The organism is Odoribacter sp. AF15-53 (genome assembly GCF_003479425.1).
GTDB lineage: Bacteria > Bacteroidota > Bacteroidia > Bacteroidales > Marinifilaceae > Butyricimonas.
In genome coordinates this window covers 22,795-35,432 of record NZ_QUHC01000014.1, presented here as the reverse complement: position 1 = coordinate 35,432, position 12,638 = coordinate 22,795, and the positions used below count along the sequence as shown (strand labels likewise).

Sequence of the window (12,638 nt, the reverse complement as noted above, 5' to 3'; positions counted from 1 at the left end):
TTCCGGGATACCTCGCCATTCAATTTTAGATTTTAAATTTTAGATTTTAGATTCCGCCCGCACAAGGGCAAACCCCTTTCAATTTTAGATTTTAGAATTCTCCCGCTTCAAGCAAGTAAGCCCGAAGCGGGAGAGAATTTTTATCTTTTATCTTTTAACTTTTATCTTTCTAGCCTGCGGCGCGGGCTAGAACACTCCCAACCCCTGCCTGGTAACCACGATCTCGTCGCCAGTACAATCCACCACGGTAGAAGGAATGTTATTTCCATAACCTCCGTCAATCACCAGGTCAACCAAGCGACCGTATTTCTCGTGAATCAACTCCGGATCAGTGATATACTCCACCTCTCCCTCATCAGATTTCACGGAAGTCGTCAATAAAGGGCCACCTAATTCGTCAACAATCGCTTGCACGATAAAGTTCTTCGGGATACGGATTCCTATTGTCTTACGTCTATTCATCAATACATTGGGCAACTTCGTGGTAGCCGGTAGCACGAAAGTAAAGGGACCCGGCAAACATTGCTTCATTAACCGGAATTCCTCGTTACTCACCTTGGCGTAAGCAGCTATATTCCCCAAATCCTTACAGATCATCGAGAAATTCGCTTTTTCAGCTTTCACGCCCCGGATAGCCGACACACGTTGAACAGCCTTCACGCTATTAATATCACACCCGATCGCGTAAATCGTGTCGGTCGGGTAAATAATCACGCCACCATTACGCAAGAGCTCAACGATCTTTCGAATTTCCCGATCATTAGGGTTATCCTCGAATAAACGTACAAGCATAGTCGTGAATTTACGAGTTTACTTTCTTGTGATCAGCCAAGAATGTTGCCAGACCAGAATCTGTTAACGGGTGTTTCAACAAACCTTTGATCGCACTCAACGGACAAGTTGCCACGTCCGCACCAGCCTCAAGACATTGGATAATATGTTGCGTGTGGCGAATTGAAGCAGCTAATACCTGCGTGTTGAAACCATAATACGCATACATATCCACGATTTTCTCTACTAACTCGATACCGTCACTACAGATATCATCCAAACGTCCAACGAACGGGGATACGTAAGTAGCACCGGCCTTAGCAGCCAACAGAGCTTGCCCCGGGGAGAACACCAACGTACAGTTCGTGCGGATTCCCTTGTTCGTGAAATACTTGATTGCCTTGATACCATCAGCAATACAAGGAATTTTCACCACGATATTCGGGTGCAAAGCTGCTAACTCCTCGCCTTCTTTGATCATCCCCTCGTAATCCGTAGCGATTACCTCGGCACTTACATCACCGTCAACAATATTACAAATCTCAACGTAATGTTTCTTACAATTCTCATCTCCTTTAATGCCCTCTTTTGCCATTAAAGAAGGGTTTGTCGTTACTCCATCCAACACTCCGAGGTCATTTGCCTCCCGAATCTGTTCAAGATTTGCCGTATCAAGAAAAAATTTCATATCCTATCGGTTTTATTGTTTAATTTCAAAATCTCTGACAAAATTAGAATTTATAATTTAGAATTCAGAATTTAGAATGATTTATTATTCAGCAACTATAAAATTCCTCCGGCCTCATGCGGTGGAAATCTAAAATCTAGAATCATTTCGGGGCTATCAACCCGAAAAGAACCCAAGCTACCAGCAAAGTAAACACCACGTTAAACGCCTGCGCACCCAAGAACGCATAAGTGGAGCGACGATTCTCGGAAGTGATGAGACTCTTGAAATCCGTCTCCAGCCCGATAGACATGAAGGCTAAGGCAAACCACATACCCTGGATATGCTTCAATATGGGTTTTGCATCCGCCACGATTTCCGGCCCGACAAAGAAAGAAAATACAAGCGAGGCGGCCACGAATCCAAGGACAAATTTAGGAAAACGTAACCAAATCACTTTTAACGTCGGCTTCTCTTCTGTTACTTCTTTTTTCGAATAAGACCAATAAATACTAATCAAAAATGCGGCAATTCCCAGCAACACGTTTTGCGAAAACTTCACGATAGTACTCGTTTGTAAAGCAACTTCCCCGTAGATCGCACCCGTTGCGGCAACAGCCCCGGTAGTATCAATCGTTCCCCCGATCCAGGCTCCCGCCATATCTTCCGGTAATCCCATTAATTTTGCCAACCCCGGCATGATAAGAATCATCGGAACGGCTACCACCAGCACCAACGATACGACGTAAGAGAGTTTCGTCTTATCTCCCTTGATCGCTCCTGCCGTGGCCACGGCTGCCGACACACCACAGATCGAAACCGCACTAGAGAGCATCAGTGACATCTCTTTGTCGATCTTCATCTTACGACATAACCAAAAACAGAAATTCCACACCGTGAACACAACCACGCAGGACTGGATTAGTCCCAACGACCCGGCTTTCAACAAATCATCGAAAAGCACGGAAGTTCCGAGCAACACCAGACCAATCTTCACGAATAACTCGGAAGAAAGCGATTCTTTCAACCACCTGGGTATAGAAAATATATTACTGATAAAAAGACCTATTAACAAACTGAAAATCACGGTTTCAAATCCCCACTCCTTCAGGAACTTATTACCACTGACAACCATGGCTAAAAGCGTGAGAAAGAACACGACCGGAAAACTCGCCGCAATCATTTTCAATTTTTTACCGGTCAACACCCCGGCAATCAAGGCCATGAGGAACATGAAACAGAACACGATCAAAGCGTGCCCCACGTTATCCAACGTGAACACTTTATTCATCAAGGCATCGGCATCCGGCCAACTGAACGAGGGCCAGTGCGGTTTTAACTGAAATACTACTAAAAGAATTATAAACCACCCCACGATAGTAGAGGTCCAATCTTCGGAAATCTTTAACTTGCTCATCTGGAAATTCATTAATTTAGTGAATAATCTCTGCGGCAAAGTTAATACCGGATGATAAAAAAATAATCCGTATTTTTACTGATTATGAATCAGTACATTTCCAACATCCCCTTGATAGAGCCTAGATAAAACTCCTTCCACCCTTCCACGATCTCCTCGAAGACCTCATCCGGGATATGAGTGTGCTCCAACTCGACTCGGGTTCGCATACCCTCTTTCTTCAGTTTGATTGTCACGATAGAACGTTGATCCGTCTCCCCGAAAAACCATTCCTGTACAAGCAATCGATTCGGTTTCACCTCCAGATTCACGCCACAGATATCACCCTCCCACAAAGAGAACACGAACCCTTCCTCGGCTTTCATCTCGGCAGGATAACCACTCCAAATAGCGATTTGGAAAGGATTGGTTAATGCCGTGAAAACCTCTTCCGGATCAGCCGTTATGTCAACTGTATATTTAAAATCCATTTTTCCTATTTTTTAGTAGATAAAAGAAAAGGCTGATCGCTCAGCCTTCTCGTCTATTCTTGTCATTGCTTATTTTTTCTTGTATTGCTCGTTCAATTGATTTACCACGTCATTGGTAATATCAAATCCCTGTTGTGCGAAAAGCACGTTACCGCCTAACGTCGTACTGAGGATCAACTGGTAGCCTTTCTCCTTGTTATACTCGGTAAGGAAATTCGTGATCGCATCATACAACTTCCGATTGATTTCCATTTGCTCGCGTTGAGCATTCTCGGTCATCTCCTGTTGTAATTTCTGCAAGTTTTGTTGTTTGATCATCAGATCCATCTGGGCTTGTTCGGCTCTTTCACGAGTTATGAAACCACCATTTTCAACTTTAGTCCGGAACTCGGCTGCCTCACGGTCAAAGTTCTTCACTTTTATGTTCAGCTCTGTCCGGTTTGCTTCCAATTTTTTCAAAAACGCCTCGTTTAACTCCCGCGATTGTGTATAATTGTTTAGCAATGTATCCATGTTAATGTAGACAATCTTTGCATCCGCATTCACAGTTGCAACCGAGCCTTGACTGCCAGTACTCTTGCCATTTCCACTGAAATGTAATATGTACAAAACTATCACAGCAATCAACAATAACACATTTAATCCTATCGACAAATTCTTCATAAAATGTAACTTTGTTATTAATAAATCGATTCATTGAAATCTTTTGCCCACACGAGGCTTGTTTCGAATACAAAGATAATCTTTCTTCTTTTAGTTATCCGATTTTTCTCTTTTTTCTATATAAAAAATTTTCTTTAACAAGTCTATTTCCTTAACCTCAATCACTTTACCTCGTTCCGCCTGACGACGAGCCCGCTTCAATCCCTTCAATGCTGAAAGCGACTGGGTTCCCACACCCAATTTCACGTCAACCAGTCCTTTCATCTCTACCTTGCGGGCAAAATCCTCCAACATCATACTCCGGTTCATTTCCTGGTCCATCTTCTCCACGGGCCGCGATGCGGCATGCAAAGCCTGATTGAAATTATTCCGGGCATTCAACAACATGGCATTAGGCTGGTATTTCCCCGTGAAAAAACGAGGTAAAATCAAAACTTCCGACAGTAAAACAGTATCTCGTACCATAAAAACCCCCAGTAAGAAATCGTTGCCTTTCAGACTGTCCGAAATGATGACCTCCAAAGGTGAATAACCGATATGCGAAAATCGCAAAGTATCACCCACGTGTACATTTAAAGAAAATCGTCCTTGCTTATCAACTCCTCGAACCTCTTTCCCCAAACGGAAGATAGCTTCCGGCAACGTTTGTAAACTATCCCGGTCACAAACAACCCCTGTCACAAACACGTTGTTTTCATTCGTACGCTGCCCGCGTACTCCCAGACAAAAGAATATCAAAAGAAGTACAAGGCTAAGCTCTTTCATTTTCGCGGGCTATTTCACTATTTTGCAAAATGTTCAATAGTAATTCCCTCGCCCGGAATAATTGAGCCTTTACCGTTCCCAGCGGGATCGCCAACTCCTGGGCAATCTCCTCGTAGGAATATTCGTCAAAATAACGCAATTCGATCAATTTGCGATAGCGCCCCTTCAACATGGCAACTTTCTCTCGCATGAATTCAGCCCGTTGCTTACGGATCGTCTCCTCTTCCGGGGTTAACACGTCTGCCGGAATGCTATTGATATACCCGCGATCATCCGGGTTAATATCATCTTTATCCAAAGAAACGATCTTCACTTTCTTTTTCCGGATAAAATCAATCGTGTTATTGGAAGCAATCTTAAACAGCCACGTACTAAACGCAAACTGAGGCGAGTAGTAATTCAAACTACTAAAAGCCTTCTCAAAAGCCTCGAACATCAAATCTTCCGCATCCGTCCTGTTATTCACCATTTTCAGTATCATAAAATACACTGAATCCTTATACCTTTTAAATAACTCGGCATAGGCCTTTTCATCTCCCGTTATAGCCCTCTTCACGACCTTATAATCATAAAGAGCTTTCTCTGACAAGTTGTTTGTTAACTCCATTTCCTTTTGTTAAAAAATGAATATCCATTCCAGTACACTCGATAAACAAAACCGATAGTACTAATAATAAACGAAGTTAGGAATAATTTTTTTTGTTTCAGACAAATAGCGCAAATATTTAACAAAATTACATCTGTTAAAAATATCACGAAAGTAACCAAAAGCACGTAGAATGGATAAAATCCGAAGATTATCAAACAAATAGCTGTTATGTAGAATAACAAGCGCACGATCATATCACTGTCTATCTTTAATCTTTCCGTCATTGCCAATCTCATCTTGCTAGCATAATAATACGATACTTCGTTTATATCTCCTTTTTTGTTACTTTTATCAATTATCACATACGTGTCTGGATCTTTTGTTACCCTTATTGTCCCAAACTTTGATAATTCTCTAACCATATCGTTATCGTATCCCAAATACGATTGTGAATTTTTCGCGAATCCACGGTTTTGTATGTAATTCGATTTTCGATAAGCCATGTTACATCCATCCCCGAAAATATATTTTTTATTTTTCGACATGACCATCATTTTCAGGAAGCGGAGAAAGCGAAACATGCGCAAATTACTGACATTTTGTTCCGAAAAATCATAATTCGCGAAACCTACTACCGTAGCCGTGTTTTTATCAAAACAAGACTCCATCGTCTTCACCCAATGTATCGAGGCCGGACGACAATTAATCTCCGAGAACAACAGTATATCATATTTCGCAGCTAGCACACCTATATTTATCGCCAACTTCTTCGTGAAGCGGAACTTGGTATCCGGGAATATACGTGTGCTTCGCAATTGCGGGTAATCCTTTTGTATTTCGGTCAGGACATCCTGCGTGTCATCCTCCGAACACTCGTCAACCACGATCACCTCAAATTTATCACACGCCTGCATCAGGAAACTCGGAAGATTCTTTTTCAAACACTCAGCGTTATTGTGAGAAGTAATAATAACCGATACCCCCTCATGCTCTTGTTTGTCAACCGGCTTGACCTTACGCGACACGATCACGCACCGACGAATGATTTGGTAGATATAGATGAGTGATAACACGAACAGAACGATCACCCCGTATTTAAATACCCCTAATTCCTCCCAAAAGATCTGCAAACTCTCCATTACTATTATATTAATGTTCTTTTCTCAATAAAAAACGGACAAATATACTTACTTAATGACGATTTTATCGTATTAATTGAACAATTTTGTGTACATTAGTTCGATTTTACTAACATAAAGCTACTATATCATGGGACAACAAAAAGTAAGAGGAATAATAGGAATACTCACCGGTGGAGGTGATGTTCCCGGCCTGAATCCGGCTATTCGGGCGGTAACCATCAGGGCCTTGCGCGAAGGTTACAAAGTGATCGGCATCAGAAGAGGTTGGGGCGGCTTGATTGACATCGTACGAGACCCGCAATACGACAATTCCGGCAATTTCTTCGAATTAACAGAAGAGATCGTGAATAAAGCGGGACGTACCGGAGGAACTTTCCTTCACACGTCACGCACCAGAGCCTCACACGTGCCCAAGGCAAACGTTCCGAAACATTTACAAGACCAGTACTCGGACGATATCAATGACCTGACCCCGGAAGTCTTGAAGAATTTAGAATTCATGGGAATTGACTACCTGATCCCTATCGGGGGGGACGACACGTTAAGTTACGCCGTGCGCCTGAGTAAGGAAAGCGTGAAAGTCGTGGCCATCCCAAAAACAATGGATAACGACGTTCCCGGAACAGACTATTGCATCGGTTTCAGCACCTGCATCACCCGCACGATTGCCCTCACACATGACCTGAGAACATCAGCCGGGTCGCACGAACGGATTCTGGTTCTCGAAGTTTTCGGCCGGTATGCCGGATTTACCGCCATGCTCCCCACCCTGGCCGGAGCAGCCAACCGTTGCGTGATTCCCGAATACGAGTTCAACATAGAGCGATTAACCGAATTACTCTGTGAAGACAGATTTACAAATCCCAGCAAATATTCTGTCGTTCTCGTGTCGGAAGGTGCCACATTCTGCGGAGGCAACATGATCTTCCAAAGCGAGGAGACAGACATGTTCGGACATAAAAAACTTGGAGGAATCGGCAACATGATTTCCCAGCAACTGAAAGAACTTACTCCCCAGTTCAACCACGGGCAAGTTATCAACACGATCACGCAAAGACTAGGTTATCTGGTTCGTTGCGGTGATCCGGACGCACTAGACTCCATCGTGCCCATGGCATACGGGAACCTGGCTTTAGATCTGATCAATAAAGGATTACACGGTAGATTGGTTATTTTAAGAAACGGACGTTACGATAACGCACCTATCGAAATCGTAACCAGTAGTAAAAAGATCGTGGATGTTCCCAAATTCTACAACACGGAAAGACTACGTCCACAGTACAATAGCTTTGAATTCATGCCGCAGATGATATTATGAGTCCAAAAAGTCGAAAGTCCATAAGGTCTATAAAGTCTTGGTGTCCTTCGGACAAGTTTAACGGCAGCTCAAGCTGCCGTAGACAAAGCGCCCCGCAGGGGGCCATGAACTTTATAGACCTTACGGACTTTATGGACTTTCGACCCATTACTTCGTCACCGTCGAATCCGGAGTGATACTATCCACCTCCACGATAACCTCTGACTCCTGAATAACGGTTCCTACCGGCTCCTGTACTTGCTTTCCCGATTGTACTTTACTTTTCTGACTATTTCCACAAGAAGCAAGCGCCAAGGCTGCCACTATCGTCATCATATAAACCCATCCAATTCTTCCAAAAGTTTTCATCTTATTCAATTTTAGTTTAGCTAGAATTTAAATGCCGATTATACGCTCTTAAAAAACAATAGGTTACAAAAAGGTGGGTCACCATCACGGCCCCACCAAAGACAAATTTAGAATTTTCGAAAATTGTCATGCAAAAACACAACAATATCTTTCAAACAACGTTTAATTATCTTAAAAAAGAAATGCCTCCGGTTCTTCATTAAATTAGATCCCACTCTGAATTTAATAAAAACGACGTGCAATGCACACCGGAGGCAATATCTTCCCGTGCAATACACGTCATAAATTTAATTCGAGTGGGATAGTGCAAATGTACGCATTTAATTTCATTTAACAACATTATTTTTGTCGCAGAATTTGGAAAAAAGAAAATCAATCTCTAGCTTTGTCCACGATAAAAGAGAAAAAAGTATGATATACAATCAATACATAGCCCTTAGTTGGTGGTGGCACCTCTTCAAACTTCATAGTAAACAATGAGGTTATGTAATTGTATTGCATAATTCGATATAGAGAGAGCCTATTGTTTACGAACAGTAGGCTCTCATTTTTTTATTCACTTTTCAAAATCAAACATCATGAAACAAATTAAAAAGTTTATGCTCACAGAGCAGGAAATGCCAACTCAATGGTATAACATCGTGGCCGACATGACCAACAAACCCCTCCCCCCTCTCCATCCGGGAACCAAGCAGGCATTAAAACCGGAAGACCTCTACCCGTTATTCGCGGAAGAGCTTGCCCGACAAGAGTTTTCAACCGAACGCTATATTGAAATCCCCGATGAAGTTCAGGATTTGTACAAAATCTGGAGATCCACCCCGCTTGTACGGGCATACGCCTTGGAAAAAGCGCTTGATACCCCGGCAAAGATATACTTCAAAAACGAGGGGACGAGTCCGGCAGGTTCTCACAAACCCAACACGGCCATTGCCCAAGCTTACTACAATTACAAGCAAGGAATCAAACGCATCACAACCGAAACCGGAGGAGGACAATGGGGTACAGCATTGAGTTTCGCTTGTCAACATTTCGGGTTAGACCTCAAAGTATTCATGGTAAAAGTAAGCTACAACCAGAAACCCTATCGCAAACTCATGATGAACACCTGGGGTTCCGACGTGATCCCTTCTCCCAGCAACCTGACAGAAGCGGGAAGAAAAATCCTGAAAGAATTCCCGGATTCAGCGGGAAGCTTGGGTATCGCCATTTCCGAGGCTGTGGAACTAGCAGCACAAGATCCTTTAACGAATTATTCCCTAGGAAGCGTACTGAACCACGTGTTACTTCACCAGACAATCATCGGCGAAGAAGCACTCCTTCAAATGGAAAAAGCGGGAGATGAACCGGATATCGTGATCGGTTGTTTTGGCGGGGGCTCGAACTTTGCCGGGATCAGTTTTCCGTTTATCCGTAGAAACCTGAAAGAAGGCAAACATACCCGGGTTATCGCCGTGGAACCACAATCCTGTCCGAAACTGACCCGCGGTCAATTCCAATACGATTTCGGGGATTCTGTCGGTCTGACCCCATTGTTGCCCATGTACACGCTGGGACATGACTTTCAACCTGCAAGTATCCATGCCGGAGGACTACGTTACCACGGGGCCGGAGTGATCGTCAGTCAACTATTAAAAGACAAACTCATGGAGGCTGTCGCAATCCCTCAACTGGAAACTTTCGAGGCCGGGATCCTATTTGCCAAAACCGAAGGTATCATTCCCGCACCGGAATCCACACACGCTATCGCACAAGCCATCCGGGAGGCACGGATCGCCAAAATCGAAGGAAAAGCAAAAACCATCCTGTTTAACTTATCCGGACACGGCATGATTGACCTATACGCTTACGAGCAATACCTCGGAGGAAATTTACAAAACTTCGAGCTTTCCGACCAAGAGATCGCTCGTTCTCTCGATAAACTAGAGAAACTTATGTGAAGAGCATAGCTATCTGATTTTTTGCTACATTTGCAAAAAAATCAGATAGCATGTTTTATACAGAACTTACCTTTCATATCACTCCCTACGTGGAGGACATCGCGGATGCGATCATCGCTGAACTTGGCGATCTCGGTTACGACAGTTTTTCATACACGCACGACGGTTTCAAAGCCTATATCCCAAGTAAAAATTTCAACGAAGAACATATAGAAAAAATGGAAATTCTCTCGTTTTTTCAATCCATGTACACGATTACCTGGGAAAAAGCAGAGATAGAAAACCAGGACTGGAACAAAATCTGGGAAGAAAACTTCACCCCAATCCTCGTACGGGACTGCATTCTAGTGAGAGCCGGGTTCCACCCCACGATTGAAAACATCGAACACGAGATTATCATTGACCCGAAAATGAGCTTCGGTACCGGTCATCACGCAACAACCGCCCTGATGCTGGAAACCATCTTGGACATGAAACCCGAATTCTCCGGCAAGCAAATTCTGGATATGGGCTGTGGTACCGGAATCCTGTCTATCATGGCTGCCCAGGCTGGGGCAAAGGAAATCACGGGGATCGACATCGACGAGTGGGCCTACAACAACGCCATGGAAAACATCGCCACGAACCACATTGACAACATCCGTATACTCATCGGGGACGCCTCCCTCCTGAACGGGCAAGACCATTACGATATCATCCTGGCAAACATCAACCGCAACATATTATTAAATGATATGCATAGCTATGTAAATGTACTCAACACAAACGGCTATCTCATCATGAGTGGTTTCTACACGGAAGACATCCCAATCATCCGGGAAAAAGCCGAACAACTAGGCCTCACTTATCAATCAAATAAGGTAAAAGACAACTGGACGGCAGTGATTTTCCACCAAAAATAATTTTCGTGGAAAGTTACAGGTTGTTAAAAAAGAACTTGTAACCCATCAACTTGTAACGTGTAACGTGGCGCAGCCATATATTTGTTAAATATTTAACAACCTCTTGTTTTTTAAATTTCAATGTGCAATATTTGCATCATGAAAAACACACAAGAAGTATGACAACAAGATATACAAATAACTATAAACAGATGATGTGCATGCAAAGGCTCTTTGCAGGCTAGCGTACTGTTATAAAAAAACTGTCGAAAAAGCCTGTGTGAATACACGGGCTTTTTTCATGTAAAGAAACTAAATGATTAAGAACAATAAACTTATGAACGTATTAAAATTTGGAGGAACCTCCGTGGGTAACGCACCACGAATACAGGAAGTAGCAAAATTAATCTCGGATGATCAACCCAAAATCGTGGTCCTCTCGGCTATGTCCGGCACGACAAACACGTTGGTCGACATCACGAACTACCTGTATCACAATGATCGGCAAGAAGCCTTGACGGCCATTCAAAATCTTGAACTGGACTATCTGATGACTATCAGCGATCTATATAGCACCGAAGAATACAAGCACCGGGGACAAGAATTCGTGCAAACGATCTTCACTTACCTCCGTTCATTCATCAACAAAGATTTCTACCCGTTACAAGAGAAAGCCGTTGTCGCTCAAGGAGAAATCATCTCGACAACCCTGATGTACTATTACTTGCAGGAACAAGGAATCCGTTCCACGTTACTCTCTGCCCTGGATTTCATGCGCATTGACAAAGATTGTGAACCCGACTATTTTTATATCGAACAAAACCTGAAACGCCTGTTATCCAACCCGGCCACGGAGCGGATTATCATCACACAAGGATTTATCTGCCGGAACGCGTACGGTGAAATCGACAACCTGAAAAGAGGAGGTAGTGACTACTCCGCAGCTCTCATCGGTGCAGCCCTCAATGTGGATGAAATCCAGATATGGACTGACATCGACGGCGTGCACAATAGCGACCCGCGCTACGTGAAAAACACGAAAGCCATTCGCAGCCTTTCCTTTGACGAGGCCGCCGAGCTCGCCTATTTCGGTGCGAAAATTCTCCACCCGTCAAGCATTCAGCCCGCGAAAAAAGCCAATATTCCCGTTCGCATGAAAAACACGATGAACCCAAGTGACGAGGGAACGTTAATCACCAAAGAAAGCCCGGTTCAAAACTTCAAAGCGGTTGCCGCCAAAGACGGGATCACGGCGATAAAAGTCAAATCCAGCAACATGCTACTGGCATACGGTTTCGTGCGCAAAGTATTCGAAATTTTTGAATCGTGGAAAACCCCGATCGACATGATCGCTACTTCCGAAGTTGCCATATCCCTCACGATCGACAACACGTGTCACCTGGAAGACATCAAAAAAGATCTTACCAAATACGGCACGATCGAAGTTGAAGAATCTCTTTCCATTATTTGTATTGTCGGGGATTGTTCTATCAATAATCACGGACTCGCGGCCCAAGCGCTCACGGCCCTACAAGATGTACCGTTACACATGATCTCGTATGGAGCCAGCGAACATAGCATTTCCTTGCTCGTGAAACAAACCGACAAGCAAAAAGCCCTGGAAGCACTTAGCGAGAAGTTACTGAAATGAGTTTATAAGGTTCATA

The 12,638-nt window shown here is 43.5% G+C and carries 13 protein-coding genes; 4 read left to right on the top strand and 9 right to left on the bottom strand.

What is annotated here, in order from left to right:
* Window positions 1-186: 186 nt before the first annotated feature.
* From DWW52_RS18625 to DWW52_RS18590, 8 genes are all read right to left on the bottom strand, one after another.
* A complete protein-coding gene (locus tag DWW52_RS18625; RefSeq protein ID WP_118717201.1) occupies window positions 187-792 on the bottom strand; it encodes an L-threonylcarbamoyladenylate synthase in 606 nt (201 codons plus the stop codon).
* A 10-nt stretch (window positions 793-802) separates the two neighbouring features.
* Window positions 803-1,459, bottom strand: coding sequence for a fructose-6-phosphate aldolase (gene fsa, locus DWW52_RS18620; protein WP_118717199.1), 657 nt, complete (start codon window positions 1,457-1,459; stop codon window positions 803-805).
* Window positions 1,460-1,601: 142 nt separating this feature from the next.
* On the bottom strand, window positions 1,602-2,855 hold the full coding sequence (locus tag DWW52_RS18615) for a YeiH family protein (protein ID WP_118717250.1): 1,254 nt from the start codon (window positions 2,853-2,855) through the stop codon (window positions 1,602-1,604).
* Window positions 2,856-2,944: 89 nt separating this feature from the next.
* Window positions 2,945-3,325 (bottom strand): SRPBCC domain-containing protein, encoded by a 381-nt coding sequence (locus DWW52_RS18610; RefSeq protein WP_118717197.1) that lies wholly within the window; start codon window positions 3,323-3,325, stop codon window positions 2,945-2,947.
* 69 nt (window positions 3,326-3,394) lie between these two features.
* The gene (locus DWW52_RS18605; RefSeq protein WP_118717195.1) at window positions 3,395-3,988 is read right to left on the bottom strand and encodes an OmpH family outer membrane protein; all 594 of its coding nucleotides are present in this window, start codon (window positions 3,986-3,988) and stop codon (window positions 3,395-3,397) included.
* A gap of 90 nt (window positions 3,989-4,078) precedes the next feature.
* Window positions 4,079-4,753, bottom strand: a complete 675-nt coding sequence (locus tag DWW52_RS18600; protein ID WP_118717193.1) for a hypothetical protein — start codon at window positions 4,751-4,753, stop codon at window positions 4,079-4,081.
* Complete coding sequence (locus tag DWW52_RS18595; protein WP_118717191.1) at window positions 4,740-5,360, bottom strand: RNA polymerase sigma factor; 621 nt, start codon at window positions 5,358-5,360, stop codon at window positions 4,740-4,742. The genes DWW52_RS18600 and DWW52_RS18595 overlap by 14 nt, the downstream gene beginning before the upstream one ends.
* Window positions 5,351-6,481, bottom strand: coding sequence for a glycosyltransferase (locus DWW52_RS18590; RefSeq protein WP_118717189.1), 1,131 nt, complete (start codon window positions 6,479-6,481; stop codon window positions 5,351-5,353). Before DWW52_RS18590 ends, DWW52_RS18595 begins: the two co-directional genes overlap by 10 nt.
* A gap of 130 nt (window positions 6,482-6,611) precedes the next feature.
* Between DWW52_RS18590 and DWW52_RS18585 the strand changes: the two genes are divergently transcribed.
* Window positions 6,612-7,802, top strand: a complete 1,191-nt coding sequence (locus DWW52_RS18585) for a 6-phosphofructokinase (RefSeq protein WP_118717187.1) — start codon at window positions 6,612-6,614, stop codon at window positions 7,800-7,802.
* 147 nt (window positions 7,803-7,949) lie between these two features.
* On the opposite strand, the gene DWW52_RS18580 is transcribed toward DWW52_RS18585, so the two are convergent.
* Complete coding sequence (locus DWW52_RS18580; protein ID WP_118717185.1) at window positions 7,950-8,150, bottom strand: hypothetical protein; 201 nt, start codon at window positions 8,148-8,150, stop codon at window positions 7,950-7,952.
* Between the two features lie 578 nt (window positions 8,151-8,728).
* Here DWW52_RS18580 and DWW52_RS18575 point away from each other — a divergent pair.
* From DWW52_RS18575 to DWW52_RS18565, 3 genes are all read left to right on the top strand, one after another.
* Complete coding sequence (locus tag DWW52_RS18575; protein ID WP_118717182.1) at window positions 8,729-10,090, top strand: TrpB-like pyridoxal phosphate-dependent enzyme; 1,362 nt, start codon at window positions 8,729-8,731, stop codon at window positions 10,088-10,090.
* Between the two features lie 50 nt (window positions 10,091-10,140).
* A complete protein-coding gene (prmA, locus tag DWW52_RS18570; RefSeq protein WP_118717180.1) occupies window positions 10,141-10,992 on the top strand; it encodes a 50S ribosomal protein L11 methyltransferase in 852 nt (283 codons plus the stop codon).
* A gap of 316 nt (window positions 10,993-11,308) precedes the next feature.
* A complete protein-coding gene (locus DWW52_RS18565; RefSeq protein WP_118717248.1) occupies window positions 11,309-12,622 on the top strand; it encodes an aspartate kinase in 1,314 nt (437 codons plus the stop codon).
* The last annotated feature ends 16 nt before the right edge of the window (window positions 12,623-12,638 follow it).

What these genes read in the sequence shown, in the direction of transcription:
- DWW52_RS18610 (WP_118717197.1), bottom strand. Translation starts at nt 3,325, where the DNA reads ATGGATTTTAAATATACAGTTGACATAACGGCTGATCCGGAAGAGGTT.
- DWW52_RS18575 (WP_118717182.1), top strand. Translation starts at nt 8,729, where the DNA reads ATGAAACAAATTAAAAAGTTTATGCTCACAGAGCAGGAAATGCCAACT.
- DWW52_RS18590 (WP_118717189.1), bottom strand. Translation starts at nt 6,481, where the DNA reads ATGGAGAGTTTGCAGATCTTTTGGGAGGAATTAGGGGTATTTAAATAC.
- DWW52_RS18625 (WP_118717201.1), bottom strand. Translation starts at nt 792, where the DNA reads ATGCTTGTACGTTTATTCGAGGATAACCCTAATGATCGGGAAATTCGA.
- DWW52_RS18565 (WP_118717248.1), top strand. Translation starts at nt 11,309, where the DNA reads ATGAACGTATTAAAATTTGGAGGAACCTCCGTGGGTAACGCACCACGA.
- DWW52_RS18600 (WP_118717193.1), bottom strand. Translation starts at nt 4,753, where the DNA reads ATGAAAGAGCTTAGCCTTGTACTTCTTTTGATATTCTTTTGTCTGGGA.
- prmA (WP_118717180.1), top strand. Translation starts at nt 10,141, where the DNA reads ATGTTTTATACAGAACTTACCTTTCATATCACTCCCTACGTGGAGGAC.
- DWW52_RS18595 (WP_118717191.1), bottom strand. Translation starts at nt 5,360, where the DNA reads ATGGAGTTAACAAACAACTTGTCAGAGAAAGCTCTTTATGATTATAAG.
- fsa (WP_118717199.1), bottom strand. Translation starts at nt 1,459, where the DNA reads ATGAAATTTTTTCTTGATACGGCAAATCTTGAACAGATTCGGGAGGCA.
- DWW52_RS18580 (WP_118717185.1), bottom strand. Translation starts at nt 8,150, where the DNA reads ATGAAAACTTTTGGAAGAATTGGATGGGTTTATATGATGACGATAGTG.
- DWW52_RS18585 (WP_118717187.1), top strand. Translation starts at nt 6,612, where the DNA reads ATGGGACAACAAAAAGTAAGAGGAATAATAGGAATACTCACCGGTGGA.
- DWW52_RS18605 (WP_118717195.1), bottom strand. Translation starts at nt 3,988, where the DNA reads ATGAAGAATTTGTCGATAGGATTAAATGTGTTATTGTTGATTGCTGTG.
- DWW52_RS18615 (WP_118717250.1), bottom strand. Translation starts at nt 2,855, where the DNA reads ATGAGCAAGTTAAAGATTTCCGAAGATTGGACCTCTACTATCGTGGGG.